The 19,423-nt window shown below is 64.8% G+C and carries 21 protein-coding genes; 12 read left to right on the top strand and 9 right to left on the bottom strand.

Annotated features, from left to right (window positions below):
• Positions 1–9: 9 nt before the first annotated feature.
• Positions 10–1,479: an IMP dehydrogenase gene (gene guaB, locus L880_RS0103325; RefSeq protein WP_027474456.1), complete on the bottom strand. Its 1,470-nt coding sequence runs from the start codon at positions 1,477–1,479 to the stop codon at positions 10–12.
• 107 nt (positions 1,480–1,586) lie between these two features.
• On the opposite strand from guaB, the gene L880_RS0103320 reads away from it, so the two are divergent.
• Positions 1,587–2,108, top strand: coding sequence for a DUF4124 domain-containing protein (locus L880_RS0103320; protein WP_027474455.1), 522 nt, complete (start codon positions 1,587–1,589; stop codon positions 2,106–2,108).
• Positions 2,109–2,114: 6 nt separating this feature from the next.
• Here L880_RS0103320 and L880_RS0103315 read toward each other — a convergent pair whose 3' ends face one another.
• Together L880_RS0103315 and L880_RS0103310 are read right to left on the bottom strand one after the other, a co-directional pair.
• Complete coding sequence (locus L880_RS0103315) at positions 2,115–2,471, bottom strand: RnfH family protein (protein WP_027474454.1); 357 nt, start codon at positions 2,469–2,471, stop codon at positions 2,115–2,117.
• Positions 2,464–2,904: a type II toxin-antitoxin system RatA family toxin gene (locus L880_RS0103310; RefSeq protein ID WP_027474453.1), complete on the bottom strand. Its 441-nt coding sequence runs from the start codon at positions 2,902–2,904 to the stop codon at positions 2,464–2,466. Before L880_RS0103310 ends, L880_RS0103315 begins: the two co-directional genes overlap by 8 nt.
• Before the next feature lie 179 nt (positions 2,905–3,083).
• On the opposite strand from L880_RS0103310, the gene smpB reads away from it, so the two are divergent.
• The 4 genes from smpB to L880_RS0103290 all read left to right on the top strand — a co-directional run bounded on the left by smpB (position 3,084) and on the right by L880_RS0103290 (position 5,520).
• Positions 3,084–3,557: an SsrA-binding protein SmpB gene (smpB, locus tag L880_RS0103305; RefSeq protein ID WP_027474452.1), complete on the top strand. Its 474-nt coding sequence runs from the start codon at positions 3,084–3,086 to the stop codon at positions 3,555–3,557.
• 90 nt (positions 3,558–3,647) lie between these two features.
• Positions 3,648–4,046 (top strand): COG4315 family predicted lipoprotein, encoded by a 399-nt coding sequence (locus tag L880_RS0103300; RefSeq protein ID WP_043328394.1) that lies wholly within the window; start codon positions 3,648–3,650, stop codon positions 4,044–4,046.
• Between the two features lie 12 nt (positions 4,047–4,058).
• Positions 4,059–4,628, top strand: a complete 570-nt coding sequence (locus tag L880_RS0103295; RefSeq protein ID WP_027474450.1) for an RNA polymerase sigma factor — start codon at positions 4,059–4,061, stop codon at positions 4,626–4,628.
• Positions 4,629–4,653: 25 nt separating this feature from the next.
• On the top strand, positions 4,654–5,520 hold the full coding sequence (locus L880_RS0103290; protein ID WP_043328475.1) for an anti-sigma factor family protein: 867 nt from the start codon (positions 4,654–4,656) through the stop codon (positions 5,518–5,520).
• 23 nt (positions 5,521–5,543) lie between these two features.
• Here L880_RS0103290 and L880_RS0103285 read toward each other — a convergent pair whose 3' ends face one another.
• The 3 genes from L880_RS0103285 to L880_RS0103275 form a co-directional block, all read right to left on the bottom strand.
• Positions 5,544–6,638 carry an enoyl-CoA hydratase/isomerase family protein gene (locus tag L880_RS0103285; RefSeq protein ID WP_027474448.1) on the bottom strand — a complete coding sequence of 365 codons (1,095 nt, stop codon included), beginning with the start codon at positions 6,636–6,638 and terminating at the stop codon, positions 5,544–5,546.
• Positions 6,635–7,510 (bottom strand): DMT family transporter, encoded by an 876-nt coding sequence (locus L880_RS0103280; protein WP_027474447.1) that lies wholly within the window; start codon positions 7,508–7,510, stop codon positions 6,635–6,637. The genes L880_RS0103285 and L880_RS0103280 overlap by 4 nt, the downstream gene beginning before the upstream one ends.
• Before the next feature lie 188 nt (positions 7,511–7,698).
• Positions 7,699–9,039, bottom strand: coding sequence for an MFS transporter (locus tag L880_RS0103275; protein ID WP_084461006.1), 1,341 nt, complete (start codon positions 9,037–9,039; stop codon positions 7,699–7,701).
• A 169-nt stretch (positions 9,040–9,208) separates the two neighbouring features.
• On the opposite strand from L880_RS0103275, the gene cyoA reads away from it, so the two are divergent.
• The 7 genes from cyoA (at position 9,209) to L880_RS0103240 (ending at position 16,074) form a co-directional block, all read left to right on the top strand.
• Positions 9,209–10,261, top strand: coding sequence for a ubiquinol oxidase subunit II (gene cyoA, locus L880_RS0103270; RefSeq protein WP_051443023.1), 1,053 nt, complete (start codon positions 9,209–9,211; stop codon positions 10,259–10,261).
• A gap of 70 nt (positions 10,262–10,331) precedes the next feature.
• Positions 10,332–12,338 carry a cytochrome o ubiquinol oxidase subunit I gene (cyoB, locus tag L880_RS0103265; RefSeq protein WP_027474444.1) on the top strand — a complete coding sequence of 669 codons (2,007 nt, stop codon included), beginning with the start codon at positions 10,332–10,334 and terminating at the stop codon, positions 12,336–12,338.
• Positions 12,331–12,978, top strand: a complete 648-nt coding sequence (cyoC, locus tag L880_RS0103260) for a cytochrome o ubiquinol oxidase subunit III (RefSeq protein ID WP_019575555.1) — start codon at positions 12,331–12,333, stop codon at positions 12,976–12,978. The genes cyoB and cyoC overlap by 8 nt, the downstream gene beginning before the upstream one ends.
• The gene (gene cyoD, locus L880_RS0103255; protein ID WP_019575556.1) at positions 12,975–13,394 is read left to right on the top strand and encodes a cytochrome o ubiquinol oxidase subunit IV; all 420 of its coding nucleotides are present in this window, start codon (positions 12,975–12,977) and stop codon (positions 13,392–13,394) included. Before cyoC ends, cyoD begins: the two co-directional genes overlap by 4 nt.
• Entirely contained in the window at positions 13,391–14,176 is a 786-nt protein-coding gene (locus L880_RS0103250; RefSeq protein WP_027474443.1) for an SURF1 family protein, read from the top strand. Before cyoD ends, L880_RS0103250 begins: the two co-directional genes overlap by 4 nt.
• 67 nt (positions 14,177–14,243) lie before the next feature.
• Positions 14,244–15,548, top strand: a complete 1,305-nt coding sequence (locus tag L880_RS0103245) for an ATP-binding protein (protein WP_051443022.1) — start codon at positions 14,244–14,246, stop codon at positions 15,546–15,548.
• Positions 15,538–16,074, top strand: a complete 537-nt coding sequence (locus L880_RS0103240) for a response regulator transcription factor (RefSeq protein WP_019575559.1) — start codon at positions 15,538–15,540, stop codon at positions 16,072–16,074. Before L880_RS0103245 ends, L880_RS0103240 begins: the two co-directional genes overlap by 11 nt.
• A gap of 125 nt (positions 16,075–16,199) precedes the next feature.
• On the opposite strand, the gene typA is transcribed toward L880_RS0103240, so the two are convergent.
• Genes typA through rbfA form a run of 3 tightly spaced genes read right to left on the bottom strand, consistent with a single transcriptional unit; the run spans position 16,200 to position 19,397 of the window.
• Entirely contained in the window at positions 16,200–18,023 is a 1,824-nt protein-coding gene (typA, locus tag L880_RS0103235) for a translational GTPase TypA (RefSeq protein ID WP_027474441.1), read from the bottom strand.
• On the bottom strand, positions 18,020–19,021 hold the full coding sequence (gene truB, locus L880_RS31475) for a tRNA pseudouridine(55) synthase TruB (RefSeq protein WP_051443021.1): 1,002 nt from the start codon (positions 19,019–19,021) through the stop codon (positions 18,020–18,022). Before truB ends, typA begins: the two co-directional genes overlap by 4 nt.
• 4 nt (positions 19,022–19,025) lie before the next feature.
• Positions 19,026–19,397 (bottom strand): 30S ribosome-binding factor RbfA, encoded by a 372-nt coding sequence (rbfA, locus tag L880_RS0103225; RefSeq protein ID WP_027474440.1) that lies wholly within the window; start codon positions 19,395–19,397, stop codon positions 19,026–19,028.
• Between the last annotated feature and the right edge of the window lie 26 nt (positions 19,398–19,423).

The raw sequence follows: 19,423 nt of genomic DNA, 5'->3' as shown, positions 1-19,423 counted from the left end.
GGGCTTCGCTTACTCGGCGCGGTAGTTGGGCGCTTCTTTGGTGATCTGCACGTCGTGCACGTGGCTTTCGCGGATGCCGGCCGAGGTGATCTCGACGAATTCGGCGCGCTCATGCATTTCGGCGATGGTGCCGCAGCCGCAGTAGCCCATGGAGGCCCGGATGCCGCCAGCCATCTGGTACACGATGGAGACCATCGAGCCCTTGTAGGGCACGCGGCCTTCGATGCCTTCAGGCACCAGCTTGTCGGCATTCGGATTGCCGGTGCTGGACTCCTGGAAGTAGCGGTCAGCACTGCCTTGCTGCATGGCGCCGATGCTGCCCATGCCGCGGTAGCTCTTGTAGCTGCGGCCCTGGAACAGGATCACTTCGCCAGGGGCTTCTTCGGTGCCTGCAAACATGCCACCCATCATCACGGTGGAAGCGCCTGCGGCCAAAGCCTTGGCAATGTCGCCGCTGTAGCGGATACCGCCGTCACCGATCAGGGGCACGCCGGTGCCCTTCAAGGCGCTGGCCACGTTGTCGATGGCCATGATCTGGGGCACGCCCACACCGGCCACGATGCGGGTGGTGCAGATCGAGCCCGGGCCGATACCGACCTTGACGGCGTCGGCACCGGCTTCCACCAGGGCCAGCGCAGCCGCGCCGGTGGCGATGTTGCCGCCGATGACTTCGATCTGGGGGTAGTTCTGCTTGACCCAACGCACGCGCTCGATCACGCCCTTGCTGTGACCGTGGGCGGTGTCGACCACGATGGCATCGACGCCGGCCCTGACCAGGGCTTCGACACGCTCCTCGGTGCCCTCACCCACGCCGACAGCCGCACCCACGCGCAGACGGCCCGAGGGGTCGCGTGCGGCGTTGGGGAAGCTGGTCTGCTTGGTGATGTCCTTGACGGTGATCAGGCCCTTGAGCTCGAAGGCGTCGTTGACGACCATCAGGCGCTCCAGGCGGTGCTTGTTCAGCAGGGCCTTGGCTTCTTCGGCGGTGGCGCCTTCCTTGACCGTGATGAGCTTTTCGCGCGGCGTCATGATCTGCGAGACCTTGACGTCGTAGCGGGTTTCGAAACGCAGGTCACGCCCGGTCACGATGCCCACCACCTTGCCACCGTCGCACACCGGGAAACCCGAGATGCCCAGTTGCTCGGACAGCTGCATCACCTGCAGCACGGTGTGCTCAGGGGTGATGACCACCGGATCGCGCAGCACGCCGGATTCGTAGCGCTTGACCTTGGCCACCTGGGCGGCCTGCTCTTGCGCAGTGAGGTTCTTGTGGACGATCCCGATGCCCCCTTCCTGGGCGATCGCGATCGCCAGGCGGGCTTCCGTCACCGTGTCCATGGCGGCAGACACCAAGGGCAGGTTCAGGGTGATGTTTCGGGTGAATTTCGTGGCGAGGGAAGTGTCCTTTGGCAGGACTTGGGAGTACGCTGGCACCAGCAACACATCGTCGAAGGTGAGCGCTTTTCCGAGAAGGCGCATGTCAAAGCTCCAAAAGAAGGATTGTAGCCGTGTCGGCGCCTCCTTACCGGCTTGACCCCTTGGAACATGCCTTTGGCCGGACTGTGGCGGCAGGATAAACTCAAGCCATGAGATCACTTTCGCTGCTGCTTTGCGCCGCCCTGTTGTTGGCGGGAACCCCTGCTTTCGCCCAATGGATGTGGCTGGACAAGGAAGGCCGCAAGGTGTTCAGCGACCGCGCGCCGCCGCCCGAGGTGCCGGCCAAGAGCATCCTGAAGCAGCCCGGCATGCCCGCACGGTCTGCCAGCGATGCCGCAGGGGCCAGCGATGGCGCAGCCGGCGCACGCAGCGACGCCCCGGATGCCGCCAAGGCCGCCGCCCCTGGCAAGAGCGGCCTGGACAAGGCCGTGGAAGAGCGCAAGCGCCAGGCCGAAGCGGCAGAAAACGACAAGAAGAAGGCTGAAGAGGCCCGCATTGCCAGCCAGAAGGCCGACAACTGCGCCCGCGCCCGCCAGAACATGGCCACGCTGCAGTCGGGCATCCGCCTGGCTCAGGTGAACGAGAACGGCGAGCGCATCATCCTGGACGACAGCGCCCGCAACGCGGAAGTCAGCCGCGCCCAGGCCACGATCGACTCAGACTGCCGCTGAGGCGCTTCAGGCGCCGTAGCCGGCCGCAGCCCCGGGCCGGCGCCGGGCAAACAAACCGGTGCCCCGGGCACCCTGCTTGGCAAAGCGCTCGCGGCGAGCCACCTTGGGGTCGACCACCAGGGCGCGGCACAGCTCGATGCGGTCGCCCTCGCGCAGGGCCTGCTCCCAGCCCACGCGGCGCCCCCAGACACTGACGGTGTAAAGGTTCAGATCGACGCCCTCGCCAGCCTCCAGCCAGCCCGTGGCGCGCAGCGCCTGCATGACCGTGGCAGGCGCCGGCAGACAGACCGACTGCTCGCGCACCTGACGCGGTGCCGGTGCCATGGCCACCGTGAGGGAAAGCACTTTGGCGGGCTCAGCCATACACCTGCTCGGCACGCTTGACAAAGGCATCCACCAGGCTGCCGGCAATCTTGTCGAAGACCGGCCCCACCAAGGCGCCCAAGGCCTTGTTGGAAAAGCCATAGCTCAGCACCAACTCAACCCGGCAGGCCCGCTGGGTGCCGTCACCTACGGGCAGGAATTGCCAGGTTCCCTCGAGATTGGAAAAAGGCCCCTTCACCAGCTTCATGCCCACTTCGCGGCCTTCAACATGGGTGTTTTCGGTGACAAAGGTCTGGCGGATGCCGCTGAAGGCAATGCCCACCTCGGCCGTCATGCCACCCTCTTGCTGAGCCAACACCTGGGCGTGGTCGCACCAGGGCAGGAATTGCGGGTATTGCGCTACGTCGGTGACGAGCTTGAACATTTCCTGCGGGGTGTACCAGATCAGGACGGACTTGTTGACGGTTTTCATGAATTTGCGGGCCAGCCCGCAACTCGGCGCCCCACAGGCAACGGGGCGCCTAAAATCGCGGATTCAGGCGAAACGGATTGTAGTGAGTGGCTGCCGCCCTTCGGCCGCAAGCCGCGGCAACAGCAGGGTCGGGATGGCCCGGCTCTTTCAATCTCTTGTTGCCGCCCCATCTGGACACCATGGCGAAAAAACCCGAAACCTCTACCCGCATTGCCGACAACAAGAAGGCCGCATTCAATTATTTCTTCGAAGAGCGCTTCGAGGCGGGCATGGTGCTGGAAGGCTGGGAGGTCAAGGCCGCCCGAGAAGGCAAGGTCCAGCTCACCGATGGCTATGTCGTGATCCGCGACGGCGAGCTGTACGTGCTGGGCTGCATGATCAACCCGCTGAAATCGGCCTCCACCCACGTCAGCCCGGACTCCATCCGCACCAAGAAGCTGCTGATGAAGAAGGACGAGATCAAACGCCTGATCGGCAAGGTGGAGCAAAAAGGCTACACCCTGGTGCCGATCAACCTGCACTGGAAGAACGGCAAGATCAAATGCGAGGTGGCCCTGGCCAAGGGCAAGGCCGAGCACGACAAGCGCGACACGATCAAGGACCGTGAAGGCAAGCGCGAGGTCGAGCGGGCCATGAAGAGCCGCAACCGCTGAGGCTGAAACTATTTTTCAGCGGCATGGAATATTCCGGGCTTGCCGCGTGTTCACCCCACTGCAGACCCCCTGCACACCCAGGAGAACACCATGAACGCCCTGAATTTTTCCCGTTCGGCGCTTGCCGCCAACCTGTTGACCGCCGCCCTGCTGGGTGGTTGCGCCTCGATGAGCGCCCCGCCCCCGCCCGCCACCGTGTCGGGCGATGCCCTGGTGGGCCCCACCGGCATGACGCTGTATGTGTTTGACCGCGACGCGGCCGGCTCGGGCAAATCCGTTTGCAACGGCGCCTGTGCCACCAACTGGCCGCCCCTGAAGGCCAATGCCACCGACAAGGCCCGAGGCGACTACAGCGTGATCACCCGTGACGACGGCCAGCTGCAGTGGGCCTTCAAGGGCAAGCCTTTGTACCACTGGGCCAAGGACAGCAAGCCCGGTGACCGCACGGGCGATGGGTTCAACCAGGTCTGGCACACGGCACGGCCCTGAGCACCCCACACCATGAACGCCACGGCGCTCAGCGAACACATCCCCCGCCTGCGGCGCTATGCGCGCTCGCTGACGGGCGATCGCTGGGCTGCCGACGATCTGGTGCAGGACACGCTGGAACGGGCCTGCAGCAAGTGGCGGCTGTGGCTGCCCGGCACCGACCTGCGGGCTTGGCTGTTCGCGCTGATGCACAACGTGTTCATCAACCAGTTGCGCCGGCCGGCCCTGCACATCGTGGCTGACAGCCCCGGGCCGGACCACCCGCTGGACGCCGCCCTGGATAGGGTGGCCGCCCCCGACTCCGGCCATGAACAGGCACTGGACCTGCAGCGCTGCCTGCTGCGGCTGCCGCCCGAACAACGAGAAACCCTGCTGCTGGTCAGCCTGGAAGACCTCAGCTACGAACAGGTGGCCCACGTCACCGGCGTGCCCGTGGGCACCGTGATGTCGCGCCTGTCCAGGGGCCGGGCGCGCCTGCGGGAATTGCTGGAAGCCCCGGCCCAGGCCCAGGCCTCGGCACACCCCCCAGTGCAAGACTCGGCTGGCAAGGTGCGTCCCCTTGCCCAGCGCCGGCCCCATTGAGGCGCCCCTTTTGCCCACCGCTGCCATGTCAGACACCCCCTCCTCCCCCCCCCAAGGCAAGCCACCCGCCCTGCCGCCCGATGACGTGTTGCAGGCCCTGATCGACCAGCGCCTGTCGATGGCGGAAACGGAGTCCGCCTGGCAAGCCTTGGCCCAGCATCCAGCCCGAGCAGCCGAGGTGCGGGCCCAACAGGCCGATCGGCTGGCCTTGCAGGCATTGCATACCGAGGTGCTTGAAGAGGCGCCGCCCACCGTGTTGCAAGCCACGCTGGCCCGTGCCGCCCGGCGGCAGCAAAGCTGGCGCAGTGCGGGCCGCTGGGCTGGCATGGCCGCGGCCGTGCTGCTGACGTTTGGTGCCGGCTGGTGGGGCCGGGGCCTTCAGCAGGCCGGCGGCGACCACGAGCTGGCCCTGGAGCGGGCTCCCGGCCGCCAGTTCTCGGCGCAGGCCAGTGTGGCCCACGCCGTCTACGCACCAGAACAGAAACACCCGGTGGAGGTGGATGCCAGCCAGCAGCAGCACCTGGTGCAGTGGCTCTCCAAGCGCCTGGGCCGCCCCCTCAAGCTGCCCGACCTGCAGGCCAAGGGCTACGCCCTGGTGGGCGGGCGACTGCTGCCCGGCGACACCGGAGCGCGCGCCCAGTTCATGTACCAGAATGCGCAAGGACAGCGGCTCACGCTGTACCTGGGTGCCCTGCCCGCCTCGCCGGCCCAGGCAGCCGGCGCCGGCCAGCCTGCAGCGGCCCCGGCCCCGCTGGCAGGGTTCAGCTTCAGTCAAGAGGGGCCCGTGCCCTCGTTCTACTGGGTGGAAGGCGATTTCGGCTACGCCTTGCAGGCAGATCTGCCGCGCCAGACCTTGCTGGACCTGGCGCTGGTCGTCTACAAACAGCTCTGAACCCGGCGTGCAACGCCTGTGGCTCAGCCCTTCAGGTCACGTAGCGGGTGCTCAGAGGCCGACCAGGGACTGCTGAAGAACTGCGCCACCAGGGTGGCTGGCACCTCTTCGACCCGGCCCGGGTTCCAGCGGGGCTGGTGGTCCTTGTCCACGGCCAGGGCGCGGATGCCTTCCACCGTCTCGCTCTGGCCTGGGCGCAGGTGAAAGCAGCGGTGCACCATGTCGCGCTCCATGCGCAGGTCTTGGGCCAGGTCCAGGCTGCGGGCGCGCCGGATCTGCTCCAGCACCACGTGCAGCATCAGGGGCGAGCGCTTGCGCAAGGTGGCCGCCGTGTGGCGGGCCCAGTCGTCAGCCGACGCCTCGAGCGAGGCCACGATGGCGGTTGCATCCGGCAGGGCGAAATGCTGGTCCACCGCGGCTCGATGGGCCTGCTCGGCCACAGGGGGCTGCGCCCATTGGTCGCGCAAGAAGGCTTGCAGCGCCTCGGTCGTCTCCCAGGGGCCGCTGGCCAGGGCCTCCCACAGCCCGGCCTGGCGATCGGCCGGCAGGAAGTGATCCGCCAGCCCATAGGCCAGGGCGTCTGCGGCGCCGATGGTGTCGCCCGTCAGGGCCAGCCATTCGCCCACGCGCCCCGGGCAGCGCGACAGGAAGTAGCCGCCCCCCACGTCGGGGAACAGGCCGATGTTGGTCTCGGGCATGGCCATCTTGGTGCGCTCGGTCACGATGCGCACGCTGCCGCCCTGGCTGATGCCCATGCCGCCGCCCATGACAATGCCGTCCATGAAGGCGATGTAGGGTTTGGGGTAGGCATGGATCAGGTGGTTGAGTGCGTATTCTTCGGTGAAGAAGGCCTCCAGATCCGGATCGCCCGTGCTGCCCGCCTGGTGCAGAAAGCGGATGTCGCCACCGGCACAGAAGGCACCGAAAACGCCCTCTTTGTTGCTGCCGCGGATGGCCACGGCCAGCACGGCCGGGTCTTGCGCCCAGGCCTGCAGGGCCACGGTCAGATCACGCACCATGCCCAGGGACAGCGCATTCAGCGCCCGCGGGCGGTTCAGCGTGATCAGGCCGATGCGGCCACGCACCTCGGTCACCACATCGCCATTGAAAATGCTCATGCTTTTTGCTCCTTCCAACCTAATAGTTCGTTGAATACCAGGGCCCCGATCACCAGGGCCCCGCCGGCCAGCACCTGGGGTGCGGGCCGCTCTCCGGCCCCCAGCCAGGCCAGCAGAATGCCGAAAATCACCTCCAGCAGGGCCAGCAAGGCCACCTCGGGCGCCTTCAGCACCCGGGCGCAGCGCACCGCCAGCACACAGGGAATCGCCAGCTGAACCACCCCCAGCAAGGCCAGCCACCCCAGGTCGGCGCCACTGGCGCGGAACGGAAAGGCCAGCGGCAAGGTGGTCAGCACGGAAATCAAGGCGCCGATCAGCACAGACGGCACCAGATCGATGGTGTGGCCCTGGGCATGCGAGCGCTGAACCACGGTCCAGTTGATCGAACCCGCCAGCGGCACACACAGGGCGACCAGGGTGCCCACCCACGGCGCGTGGCCCAGTTGGCTGCCGTACATCCAGGCGATACCCAGGCCCGCCACCACGATGGCCAGCCAGGTCCGGGTGGCGATGCGGTGGCCCAGAAACACCCGGGCAATCAAGGCCGTGAACAGCGGCCCCAAGGCCATGGTGACCAGTACATTGGCCACCGTGGTCAGCATGATGGCCACCATGAAGGCAGTGAACATCACGCTCCAGCACACCCCCGACACCCACAGCGCTCGACCGCCATGGCGCATGTTGGCGTACACAGCGCGCCCCTGTACCAGGGGCAGGATCAGCAACAGGGCCAACACATTGAACAGGCTGCGCCAGAAGGTGACTTCAAAACTCTGGGCATGTTCGAGTTGTCGCGTCACGACGCCGGCAATCGACCACATGAGGGTCACGGCCACCATCAGGATGACCGCTCGGGAATGGGAAAGTCGCATCACAAAGAAAGAAAAACCGGGCCCCTCATGGGGCCCGGACAAGGGGCTGGCCCCTTCGCCAAGGGCCAAATCGAACATTTTGCACGATCATGGGCCCAGTGCGCCGAACGCCTGGGCCAGCCTGGCTGGCGTGCACCCCGGCATGGTGCCGGGGGATGATCACGGCAAGGGCCACTGAGCAGCAGAGCTCAGTCGCGCAACTCCAGGGCGCGGTTCAGGCTCAGGGCCGCCAGGGTGCCGATGGCGCCCGACAGCAGGTAGATCCCCACATAGGCCAGCCCGAAATGGGCCGACAGGCCCAAGGCCACCAGCGGCGCGAAGCCGGCACCGACCAGCCAGGCCAGGTCGGAGGTGAGCGCAGCCCCGGTGTAGCGGAACTTGGCAGGGAAGTTGGCCGTCACGGCGCCGGCCGCTTGCCCATAAGAAAGGCCCAGCAACAGGAAGCCGGTGACGATGAAGGCATCCTGCCCCGACTGCCCGCCGCCCATGAGGGTGGGGGCCGCCGCGCTGAACAGCGCAATCAGGGCGGCCAGGGTGCCCAGGGTGGTACGGCGGCCAAAGCGGTCGGCGATCAGGCCTGACATCACCACCCCACCGGCCGCCAGCACGGCGCCAAACATCTGCACCATGAGGAAGTCGCTGATGGAGCGGTTGGAGTACAGCGTGATCCAGGACAGCGGAAACACCGTGACCAGGTGGAACAGCGCGTAGCTGGCCAGGGCGGCCAGGGCGCCGATGATCAGGTTGCGGCCTTGCGAGCGCACCAGCTCGGTCACCCGGGTGGGTTGCAGCTCACGCTCTTCCAGCAGGCGGGCGTATTCATTGGTCGACACCAGACGCAGGCGGGCGAACAGGGCCACCACGTTGATGGCAAAGGCCACATAGAAGGGGTAACGCCAGCCCCACTCCAGAAAGTCAGACGACTCCAGATTGCCCAGCAGGAAGGAGAACAGGCCGGCGGCGACGAAGAAGCCCAAGGGCGCACCCAATTGACCCAACATCGCATACCAGCCCCGGCGCTCGGCGGGCGCGTTCAGAGCCAGCAGCGAGGGCAGACCATCCCAAGAGCCCCCCAGGGCAATGCCCTGGGCGATCCGGAACGCTGACAGCAGCACGATGGACGCTGCACCCAATTGCGCATAGGAAGGCAAAAAGGCCATGCCTGCCGTGGAGATTCCCAACAGAAACAGGGCCAGGGTCAGCTTGGCCTCGCGCCCCATGTGCCGCTGGATGGCCATGAACAGCACCGAGCCCACCGGGCGGGCCACGAAGGCGAATGAGAACACCACAAAGGAATACAGCGTGCCTTCCAGACGCCCCTCGAAGGGAAAGAAGACGCTGGGAAAGACCAACACCGAAGCGATGGCATAGACGAAGAAGTCGAAATACTCGGACGCTCGCCCGACAATCACGCCGACGGCGATCTCGCCGGGGGCGATGGGACTGCCATGGGCGCCGTGGCCCTCACGGCGGGCTGCGTCCTGAGACGGCAGGTTTGCGTCGGCGCCAAGGCCGAGGGTATGAGTCATGCTGGACACCATAGTTTGCCTCTCAAATAGTTGTGCCATCCGCCTGGGAAGGCCCAGAGCGAACCCCCGCCAACATTTGACCTGGGACAAAACGTCCAATCGCCAAACGCGGCAGGCAGCGCTAGATTACCGCACCATCCCTCCATAGCACATACTGCTTTTCCCTGGCATGACCCTCCTCAAGCCCCTTCGGGGATTGCTGCCGCTGGCTGCAGTTCTCTTGACCGGTTGCAATACCGTGGTGATGAACCCTTCGGGCGACATCGCATCCCAGCAGGCCCACCTGATCGTGGTGTCCACTTTGTTGATGCTGCTGATCATCGTTCCGGTGATCGTGCTGACATTGGTGTTTGCCTGGCGCTACCGCCAGAGCAACAAGGCTGCGGCCTACGAACCGGACTGGGATCACTCCACCCAGCTGGAGCTGGTGATCTGGGGCGCCCCGCTGCTGATCATCATCGCGCTGGGCCTGCTGACCTGGATCAGCACCCACACGCTGGATCCGTACCGCCCGCTGCACCGCCTGGATGCGCAACATGAGATGCCCTCCGACATCAAGCCCCTGACGGTGGAAGTGGTGGCGCTGGACTGGAAGTGGCTGTTCATCTACCCCGAGCAAGGCATTGCCACCGTGAACGAGCTGGCCGCCCCGGTGGATGTGCCGATCCAGTTCAAGATCACGGCCTCGACGGTGATGAACTCGTTCTACATCCCGGCGCTGGCTGGCCAGATCTACGCCATGCCGGGCATGCAGACCCAGTTGCACGCCGTGATCAACCAGGCTGGCGAATTTGAAGGTTTCTCGGCCAACTACAGCGGCGCCGGCTTTTCGGGCATGCGCTTCAAGTTCCATGGCCTGAGCGGCGCCGACTTCGAAAAATGGGTGCAGACCAACAAGAGCGCGGGCAGCACCCTGGGCCGCGCCGAGTACCTGAAGCTGGAGCAGCCCAGCGAACGCGACCCGGTGCAGCGCTTTGCGAGCGTGGCACCTGATCTGTACAACGCCATCCTGAACCGCTGTGTGGACAGCAGCAAGATGTGCATGAACGAGATGATGGCCATTGACGCCGCCGGCGGCATGGGCACCAACAACTTCAGCGTGGCCACCCGGGGCGAAGCCCAAGGCTGGAAGCAGCGCGGCGCACGTTATGTGAAAGCCGAACTGTGCACCCCCAATGACCGCAGCAACCTGGACGGGGCCAATGCCCCCACCGGCCTGTGACACGAGCTGCCACTGATGCCTGCGGCCTGGCCGCACACGGCTCCCCTACTCTTTCCCCGCGAGACTGACCATGCTCGAACATCTTGACCTGACGAAGCTTATCTTTGGCCGTCTCTCCTGGGACGCCATCCCGTTCCACGAACCCATTCTGCTGGGCACCTTCATCATGGTGGCGCTCGGCGGCCTGGCCGTGCTGGCCCTGCTGACCAAGTTCCGCCTGTGGGGCCCGCTGTGGCGCGACTGGATCACCAGCATCGACCACAAGCGCATCGGCATCATGTACATGATCCTGGGCGTGATCATGCTGCTGCGCGGCTTTGCCGACGCGCTGATGATGCGCGCGCAGCAAGCCCTGTCGTTTGGTGACGCCACCGGCTTCCTGCCGCCGCACCACTACGACCAGGTGTTCACGGCGCACGGCGTGATCATGATCTTCTTCGTCGCCATGCCTTTCGTGACCGGCCTGATGAACTACATCGTGCCCATGCAGATCGGTGCGCGCGACGTGTCCTTCCCCTTCCTGAACAACTTCAGCTTCTGGATGACCACCTTCGGCGCCGTGCTGGTGATGGCCTCGCTGTTCGTGGGCGAGTTCGCCCGCACCGGCTGGCTGGCCTACCCGCCGCTGTCGGGCATCCTGGGCAGCCCGGACGTGGGGGTGGATTACTACATCTGGTCTCTGCAGATTGCGGGGGTGGGCACGCTGCTGTCAGGGGTCAACCTGATCGCCACCATCGTGAAGATGCGCGCTCCCGGCATGACCCTGATGAAGATGCCGGTGTTCACCTGGACCGCCCTGTGCACCAACGTGCTGATCGTGGCGGCCTTCCCGGTGCTGACTGCCGTGCTGGCCCTGCTGTCGCTGGACCGCTATGTCGGCACCAATTTCTTCAGCAACGACCTGGGCGGCAACGCCATGATGTACGTGAACCTGATCTGGATCTGGGGTCACCCTGAGGTCTACATCCTGGTGCTGCCTTGCTTCGGCGTGTACTCCGAAATCGTGTCGACCTTCTGCGGCAAGCGCCTGTTCGGCTACACCTCGATGGTCTATGCCACCGTGGTGATCACCATCCTGTCGTACCTGGTGTGGCTGCACCACTTCTTCACCATGGGGTCGGGGGCGAGCGTGAACTCGTTCTTCGGCATCACCACCATGATCATCTCGATCCCGACCGGGGCCAAGATCTTCAACTGGCTGTTCACCATGTACAAGGGCCGCATCCGCTTCGAGGTGCCCATGCTGTGGACCATCGGCTTCATGGTGACCTTCGTGATCGGCGGCATGACCGGCGTGCTGCTGGCCGTGCCCCCGGCTGACTTCGTGCTGCACAACTCGCTGTTCCTGATCGCCCACTTCCACAACGTGATCATCGGCGGCGTGGTGTTTGCCGTGTTTGCCGCCATCAACTTCTGGTTCCCCAAGGCCTTCGGCTACAAGCTGGATTCGTTCTGGGGCAAGTGCTCGTTCTGGTTCTGGCTGATCGGCTTCTACCTGGCCTTCATGCCGCTGTACGTGCTGGGCCTGATGGGCGTGACCCGTCGCCTGAGCCACTTCGAAGACCCGTCGCTGCAGATCTGGTTCCAGGTGGCCGCCCTGGGCGCCGTGTTGATCGCCCTGGGCATCGGCAGCTTCATCATCCAGCTGGTGGTGAGCTTCCTGCGCCGCGACCAGTTGCGCGACACCACGGGCGACCCGTGGAATGCCCGTACCCTGGAGTGGTCGACCTCGTCGCCCCCGCCCGACTACAACTTCGCCTTCACACCCGTGGTGCATGACAACGACGCCTGGGACGACATGAAGAAGAACGGCTACCAGCGTCCGCAACAAGGCTTTGTGGCCATCCACATGCCCAAGAACACGGCTGCCGGCTTCGTCATCGCCGCACTGAGTGCCGCCATGGCGTTCGGTCTGATCTGGCAGATGTGGCTGCTGGCTGGCCTGGGCTTTGTGGCCACGCTGGTCGCCATCATCGTCCACACCTTCAACTACAAGCGCGACTACTACATCCCGGCCGACGAGGTCGTGCGTGTTGAAGCCGCCCGTACCCGTCAACTGGCCACCGCCCATGTCTAAGTCACACACCGCCTCTGCCGGCCTGGCCGGCGCCTCGGCGGGCTCGAACCCGAGCTCGCGCTACTACGTGCTGGAGCACCACCCGGAAAACGGCACGCTGCTGGGCTTCTGGCTCTACCTGATGAGCGACTGCCTCATCTTTGCCTGCCTGTTTGCCACCTACGCCGTGCTGGGCCGCAGCTACGCGGCCGGGCCTTCGGGCGCCGAGCTGTTCGACCTGCCCCTGGTGGCGGTGAACACCTCGCTGCTGCTGCTGTCGTCCATCACCTATGGCTTTGCCATGCTGGAAATGCAGAAGAAGCGGCTCAACAGCACCATCGCCTGGTTGCTGGTCACGGGCGTGCTCGGTGCAGGCTTCATCAGCCTGGAGCTGTATGAGTTCGCCCACCTGATCCATGAAGGCGCGGGCCCGCAGCGCAGCGCCTTCCTGTCGTCCTTCTTCACGCTCGTGGGCACCCACGGCCTGCACGTCAGCTTTGGCCTGGTGTGGCTGGTGACGCTGGTGTTCCAACTGAAGCGCCACGGCCTCAACGCCGCCAACCGCCGCCGTCTGCAATGCCTGTCGATGTTCTGGCACTTCTTGGACGTCGTCTGGATCGGCGTCTTCACCTTCGTGTACCTGATGGGAGTCCTGCCATGACCGCACACCACCACAACGACCACGCCGACCATGGCCACGATGACGAACATGGTCACGACCACGGTCATGATGAACACGGCGGCCATGACCACGGCAGCCTGAAGAGCTACGCCACGGGTTTCATCCTGTCGGTGATCCTGACCGCCATCCCCTTCTGGCTGGTGATGGGCAAGACCTTCGGCAGCTCCAGCACCACCGCCATGGTGATCCTGGGCTTTGCGGCCGTCCAGATCGTGGTGCACATGGTGTACTTCCTGCACATGAACACCCGCTCGGAAGGCGGCTGGACCATGCTGGCCCTGATCTTCACGACCATGCTGGTGGTGATCACCCTGGCCGGCTCGCTGTGGGTGATGTTCCACCTCAACCACAACATGATGCCGACCTCGGCACATGAGATGCGCAACCTGCCATGAGCCCGACGGCAGCGCCCCTCTACCCGGCTGAACCACGGCGCCGCTCACGCGGGCTGCAGGTGGTGCTGATGCTGGCGGGGGTGCTGCTGATGGTCTTGTTTCTGGCTCTGGGCAGCTGGCAGGTGCAACGCCTGGGCTGGAAGCTGGACCTGATCGAGCGCGTCGAGCAACGCGTTCACGCCCCCGCCACCCCGGCCCCTGGCCCGGCGCAGTGGCCCCAGATCACCGCCCGCAGCGATGAATACCGCCACGTCAGCCTGCGTGGGCAATTTCTATATGACAAGACCAGCCTGGTGCAGGCCTCGACCGTGCGCGGTGCCGGCTTCTGGGTGCTGACCCCCTTGCGCACCGCGGGCGGCGAAGTGGTCTTCGTCAACCGCGGCTTTGTACCGCAGCGCGCCCCGGTGGCCGAAACCCCGGCCACAGAGGTTGAGGTGCAAGGACTGTTGCGCCTGAGCGAACCCGGCGGCGGCTTCCTGCGCCACAACGACCCGGGCGCGCAACGCTGGTACTCCCGCGATGTGCAGGCCCTGGCCCAGGCCCATGGCCTGAGCGCCGCAGCCCCCTATTTCATCGATGCCGACGCCAGCGCCGGCGATCTGGGACAATCCGGCGCCGGCGAGGATGCCAAACCCGGTGAGCCCCAGCAACCCGTGGCTGGCCTGACGGTGGTGAATTTCACCAACAACCACCTGGTGTATGCGCTGACCTGGTTTGCCCTGGCCCTGATGGTGGCCGGTGCCATGGTCTATGCCTGGCGCCAAAAGCCCACCCCTACCTGACAGTCTGCCGCGCCCATGGTGTGGCGGGCCGTTTGAAGCCGCCCCTGAAACCCTGAAGCGCCGCCCCATGAAAAGCACCGAGCAATCCCGGCTGGACCACCTGACCGGGCACCGCAACATGCTGCTGCTGATCCAGCTGCGCTGGTTTGCGGTGGCGGGCCAGATTGCCACCATCGCCGTCGCCAAGCTGATGCTGGACATCCATCTGCCCATGCCGCAGATGGTGGAAGTGCTGGCCTGCCTGATCGGCTTCAACATCGCCAGCCACCTGCGCTGGCATGAACAACGCGAGGTGGGCAACCACGAGCTGCTGCTGGCCCTGAGCGTGGACGTGGCGGCCCTCACGCTGCAGCTGTACCTGAGCGGGGGCACCACCAACCCCTTTGTCTTCTTGTACCTGCTGCAGATCGCCCTGTGCGCCATGCTGCTGGAGGCCTGGTCCACCTGGGCGATGGTGGTGGTGTGCACGCTGTGTGTGGCGGCCCTGGCCCTGCTGGCCCGGCCGCTGGACCTGCCGCTGGACCACGACCGGGGCCTGGCCAGCTTCTATGTGCTGGGCCTGCTGCTGTGCTTCATGCTCAACGCGGCCTTGCTGGTGGTCTTCATGACCCGCATCCAGGACAACCTGCGCCTGCGCGATGCCCGTCTGGCCAACCTGAGGCAGCAGGCTGCCGAACAGGAGCACATCATCCGCATGGGGCTGCTGGCCTCGGGCGCGGCCCATGAGCTGGGCACCCCCTTGTCCACACTGGCGGTGATCCTCGGAGACTGGCGGCGCATGCCCCTGTTCCGCCAGAACCCCGAGATGCTCGATGAGCTGACCGACATGCAAGGCGAACTGGCACGCTGCAAGGCCATCGTCACCGGCATCCTGATGTCGGCCGGCGAGGCGCGCGGCGAAGGGGCGGAGCGCAGCACCCTGCAGGCGTTTCTGGAGCAGGTGGTGACACAGTGGCGCGGCACGCGCGAACTGGGCCGATTTGAATTTGAACTGAAGCTGAAGACCGACCTGCCCATGGCGGCCGACACCACCCTGCGCCAGATGATCTGCAATGTGCTGGACAACGCCCAGGAGGCTTCACCAGACTGGGTGCGGGTGAGCGCGAACAGTGACGATGACTGGCTGACCCTGCAGGTGTCAGACCGAGGGGCAGGATTTGCAGCCGAGGTTCTGCGCCAGATCGGCAAACCTTACCAGTCCACCAAAGGGCGCCAGGGCGGCGGACTGGGCCTGTTTCTGGTCTTCAACGTGGCCCGCACGCTGGGCGGCACGGTACGGGCTGAAAATCGCCCTGACGGGGGCGCGGTTGTCACCCTGAGATTGCCCTTGCGGGCCATCACACTCGACGACAATAGCGGCCATGGAAGCTGAACGTCTGCTATTGATCGTCGAAGACGATGCCGCATTTGCGCGCACCCTGGGCCGATCGTTTGAGCGCCGTGGCTACCGCACCTTGCACGCCAGCACGCTGCAGGAAATGCAGGCCCTGCTGAAGGAGCACCAGCCGGCCTACGCTGTGATCGACCTCAAGCTCAACGGCGATGCCACAGGCCTGGCTTGTGTGCAGCAATTGCACCAACAGGTGCCCGAGGCCTTGATCGTGGTGCTGACGGGTTTTGCCAGCATCGCCACCGCCGTGGAAGCCATCAAGCTGGGCGCCTGCCACTACCTGGCCAAGCCCTCCAACACCGACGACATCGAGGCCGCTTTCGGCCATGTGGCCGGCAGCACCGAGGTGGAGCTGACCAACCGCTCCACCTCGATCAAGACGCTGGAGTGGGAACGCATCCACGAAACCCTGGCCGAGACGGGCTTCAACATCTCCGAAACAGCCCGCCGTCTGGGCATGCACCGCCGCACCCTGGCCCGCAAGCTGGAGAAGCAGCGGGTCAAGTAAGCAAAGCCGAAGCCATCGCTTCGGGGCGGCTGCAGCCGGTCCAAAAACAAAAAGGGGCCCATGGCCCCTTTTTTCTCCCCTGCCCCCGCCTGCATCACATGAACACAGGCCGGGCGAGGACATCATCAAGCGCGGCTGGCGCGCTTGCGATCCTGTTCCTTCAGGTGGCGCTTGCGCAGGCGCACCGACTTGGGCGTGATTTCGACCAGTTCGTCGTCTTCGATGAATTCAACGCCGTATTCGAGCGTCAGTTCGATCGGAGGCGTGATCTTGATGGCATCTTCCTTGCCGCTCACGCGGAAGTTGGTCAGCTGCTTGGTGCGGGTGGCGTTGACCACCAGATCGTTGTCACGGCTGTGGATGCCGACGATCATGCCTTCATACACCGGGTCGTTGGCCTTGACGAACATGCGGCCACGGTCGTCCAGCTTGCCCAGGGCGTAGGTGAAGATTTCACCGTCGTCCATGGAGATCAGCACGCCGTTCTTGCGGCCGCCGATCTCACCCTTGTGCGGTTCGTAGCTGTCGAAGATGTTGCTGATGAGGCCGGAACCACGGGTCAGGTTCAGGAATTCGTTGGTGAAACCGATCAGGCCACGGGCCGGGATGCGGTATTCCAGACGGACGCGACCGCGGCCATCGGGTTCCATGTTGACCAACTCGCCCTTGCGCTCGCCCAGGGCTTGCATCACGCCGCCTTGGTGGCCTTCTTCGATGTCGGCCGTCACCAGCTCGATCGGCTCGTAGCGTACGCCGTCGATGTCGCGGAACACCACGCGCGGCTTGGACACGGCCATTTCGTAGCCTTCACGACGCATGTTTTCCAGCAGGATGGTCAAGTGCAGTTCGCCGCGGCCCATGACTTCGAAGATACCTTCTTCGTCGGTTTCCTTCACGCGGAGGGCCACGTTGTGCTGGAGTTCCTTTTGCAGGCGGTCCCAGATCTGACGGCTGGTCACGAACTTGCCTTCACGGCCGGCCAGCGGCGAGGTGTTGACGCAGAAGTTCATGGTCAGGGTGGGTTCGTCCACCTTCAGCATGGGCAGCGGAGCCGGGTTGTTCACGTCGGTGACAGTGACGCCGATGCCGATGTCAGCAATGCCGTTGATCAACACGATTTCACCCGGGCCGGCTTCGGTGGACTGGACGCGGTCCAGGCCTTGGAAGGTCAGCACCTGGTTGACGCGGCCCTTGATGGCCTTGCCGTCCGGGCCTTCCATGACCAGCACATCGCTCATGGGCTTGAGCGTGCCTTGGCTGATGCGGCCCACGCCGATGCGGCCCACGAAGGTGGAGAAGTCCAGTGCCGAGATTTGCAACTGCAGAGGAGCGTTCGGATCACCCTTTTGCGACGGAACGTGCTTCAGGATGGTGTTGAACAGGGCCGACATGTCGGGGCCCCACTGTTCGCCGGGAGCGCCTTCTTCCAGCGAGGTCCAGCCGTTGATGCCCGAGGCATAGACGACAGGGAAGTCCAGTTGTTCGTCGGTCGCGCCCAGCTTGTCGAACAGGTCGAAAGCAGCGTTGACGACCTTGTCCGGGTTGGCACCGGGCTTGTCGACCTTGTTGACCACCAGGATGGGGCGCAGGCCCAGGGCCAGGGCCTTCTTGGTCACGAAACGGGTTTGCGGCATCGGGCCTTCCTGGGCGTCGATCAGCAGCACCACACCGTCCACCATCGACAGAGCGCGTTCAACTTCACCGCCGAAGTCCGCGTGGCCCGGGGTGTCGACGATGTTGATGTGGGTGCCTTCCCAGCTCACAGCGCAGTTCTTGGCCAGAATCGTGATGCCACGTTCTTTTTCGATGGCGTTGTTGTCCATCACGGTGTCCACGATCTTTTCGTGTTCCGCGAAGGTGCCCGACTGACGCAGCAGCTGGTCAACCATGGTGGTTTTGCCATGGTCAACGTGGGCAATGATGGCGATGTTTCGAATTTGTTTGCTCATTTCGTTTCCTCAGTACGGTTGCCTTCGCTTCCGTGGGTTCGTTCCATGTTTTCAAGAATCTGTTGGATCTCGAGGGGGCTCAGCAGCCGCTCCGGGATCAGCTCACCGGCCAACACGTGGCCCACCCCCAGCAAGGCGGGCGGCGCGTCACCGAACACCGCCACGGCCCGGGCATCGGCCCAGGCACCCCGGCGGCGCATGCCGCTCAGAAATCGCCCCGCATTCTGACTGTCCAGCGTGACGCGGGTGTGATGCGTCAGCAAGGTCTGTACCGGCATCAGGCTGGCCAAGCGCTCCGCCTCCGGCAGGGCTTCCAACGCTTCGAGGCTGACACACCGACTCTGGTCGAAATCACCGGTCACGGTGCGACGCAGGGACACGAGGTAAGCCCCGCAGCCCAACGCCTGACCAATGTCTTCGCCCAGGGTGCGGATGTAGGTGCCCTTGCTGCAACGGACCTCGATGCGCAGGGCTGGAAAGCCCTGCTCTGCCGAAACGTCGGTCAGCTGCAGCTCAAAAATGGTCACATCACGCGCCGGGCGCTCAACATCGATGCCCTCGCGGGCATATTCGTACAAGGCCTTGCCGTCTTTCTTCAAGGCGCTGTGCATGGGCGGCACCTGACGGATCGGCCCCAGAAAGCGCTCACGGACCGCAGCCAGAGACTCGGGGCTGAGGCAGGCAGGATCCACCTCACGGGTCTCGATGATGTCGCCCTCGCGGTCGCCCGTGCTGCTGCGCTGGCCCAGCCGAGCCACGGCCACATAAGTCTTGTCGGCGTCCAGGTGGAGCTGGCTGAACTTGGTGGCAGCACCAAAACACAGCGGCAACACCCCGGTGGCCAAGGGATCGAGCGTGCCGGTGTGGCCCGCTTTTTCAGCGCGCAGCAACCATTTGGCCTTCTGCAAGGCATTGTTGCTCGAGAGTCCGAGCGGTTTGTCGAGCAACAACACCCCATGCACAGGGCGCCGTTGCACCCTTGTGCGTGGCGCGTTCATGGGCTCAGTCGTCTTTCGCGCGAGAAGAGACCGCCTTGGCAATCAAGGCGTTCATGTCGGCCGCACGCTCGGTGGTGCGGTCGAAGTGGAAGTGCAGTGTCGGCACGGTGTGAATGTGCAGACGCTTGAACAGGCCGTTGCGCAGAAAGCCGGCGGCCTGGTTCAGCGCTTCTTCGGTTTCTTTCGGGTCGCCAATCAGGAGACTGAAATACACCTTGGCGTGCGCATAGTCGGGCGTCACCTCCACCGCCTGCAAGGTGACCATGCCGACGCGCGGATCTTTGAGTTCGCGCGCGATCAGCTCGGTCAGATCACGCTGGATCTGATCGGCCACCTTGAAGCTGCGGTTGGGGGTGCTGGAGGGCTTTTTTGCCATCGTCGTGCTCAGGTCGTCATCACCTC

Origin of the sequence: Curvibacter gracilis ATCC BAA-807, from assembly GCF_000518645.1 — a bacterium.
In the GTDB taxonomy this organism is placed as follows: domain Bacteria; phylum Pseudomonadota; class Gammaproteobacteria; order Burkholderiales; family Burkholderiaceae_C; genus Curvibacter; species Curvibacter gracilis.
The sequence above is the reverse complement of the archived record's forward strand: the minus strand, read 5'-3'. Positions and strand labels throughout refer to the sequence as shown.

Bases quoted from the DNA above. Each gene is read 5' to 3' on its own strand.
- L880_RS0103320 (WP_027474455.1), top strand. From the start codon at position 1,587: ATGAGATCACTTTCGCTGCTGCTTTGCGCCGCCCTGTTGTTGGCGGGA.
- cyoD (WP_019575556.1), top strand. From the start codon at position 12,975: ATGACCGCACACCACCACAACGACCACGCCGACCATGGCCACGATGAC.
- L880_RS0103245 (WP_051443022.1), top strand. From the start codon at position 14,244: ATGAAAAGCACCGAGCAATCCCGGCTGGACCACCTGACCGGGCACCGC.
- L880_RS0103315 (WP_027474454.1), bottom strand. From the start codon at position 2,471: ATGGCTGAGCCCGCCAAAGTGCTTTCCCTCACGGTGGCCATGGCACCG.
- L880_RS0103250 (WP_027474443.1), top strand. From the start codon at position 13,391: ATGAGCCCGACGGCAGCGCCCCTCTACCCGGCTGAACCACGGCGCCGC.
- L880_RS0103295 (WP_027474450.1), top strand. From the start codon at position 4,059: ATGAACGCCACGGCGCTCAGCGAACACATCCCCCGCCTGCGGCGCTAT.
- smpB (WP_027474452.1), top strand. From the start codon at position 3,084: ATGGCGAAAAAACCCGAAACCTCTACCCGCATTGCCGACAACAAGAAG.
- cyoB (WP_027474444.1), top strand. From the start codon at position 10,332: ATGCTCGAACATCTTGACCTGACGAAGCTTATCTTTGGCCGTCTCTCC.
- L880_RS0103310 (WP_027474453.1), bottom strand. From the start codon at position 2,904: ATGAAAACCGTCAACAAGTCCGTCCTGATCTGGTACACCCCGCAGGAA.
- typA (WP_027474441.1), bottom strand. From the start codon at position 18,023: ATGAGCAAACAAATTCGAAACATCGCCATCATTGCCCACGTTGACCAT.
- L880_RS0103240 (WP_019575559.1), top strand. From the start codon at position 15,538: ATGGAAGCTGAACGTCTGCTATTGATCGTCGAAGACGATGCCGCATTT.
- L880_RS0103280 (WP_027474447.1), bottom strand. From the start codon at position 7,510: ATGCGACTTTCCCATTCCCGAGCGGTCATCCTGATGGTGGCCGTGACC.
- guaB (WP_027474456.1), bottom strand. From the start codon at position 1,479: ATGCGCCTTCTCGGAAAAGCGCTCACCTTCGACGATGTGTTGCTGGTG.
- L880_RS0103290 (WP_043328475.1), top strand. From the start codon at position 4,654: ATGTCAGACACCCCCTCCTCCCCCCCCCAAGGCAAGCCACCCGCCCTG.
- L880_RS0103275 (WP_084461006.1), bottom strand. From the start codon at position 9,039: ATGACTCATACCCTCGGCCTTGGCGCCGACGCAAACCTGCCGTCTCAG.
- cyoA (WP_051443023.1), top strand. From the start codon at position 9,209: ATGACCCTCCTCAAGCCCCTTCGGGGATTGCTGCCGCTGGCTGCAGTT.
- L880_RS0103285 (WP_027474448.1), bottom strand. From the start codon at position 6,638: ATGAGCATTTTCAATGGCGATGTGGTGACCGAGGTGCGTGGCCGCATC.
- rbfA (WP_027474440.1), bottom strand. From the start codon at position 19,397: ATGGCAAAAAAGCCCTCCAGCACCCCCAACCGCAGCTTCAAGGTGGCC.
- truB (WP_051443021.1), bottom strand. From the start codon at position 19,021: ATGAACGCGCCACGCACAAGGGTGCAACGGCGCCCTGTGCATGGGGTG.
- L880_RS0103300 (WP_043328394.1), top strand. From the start codon at position 3,648: ATGAACGCCCTGAATTTTTCCCGTTCGGCGCTTGCCGCCAACCTGTTG.
- cyoC (WP_019575555.1), top strand. From the start codon at position 12,331: ATGTCTAAGTCACACACCGCCTCTGCCGGCCTGGCCGGCGCCTCGGCG.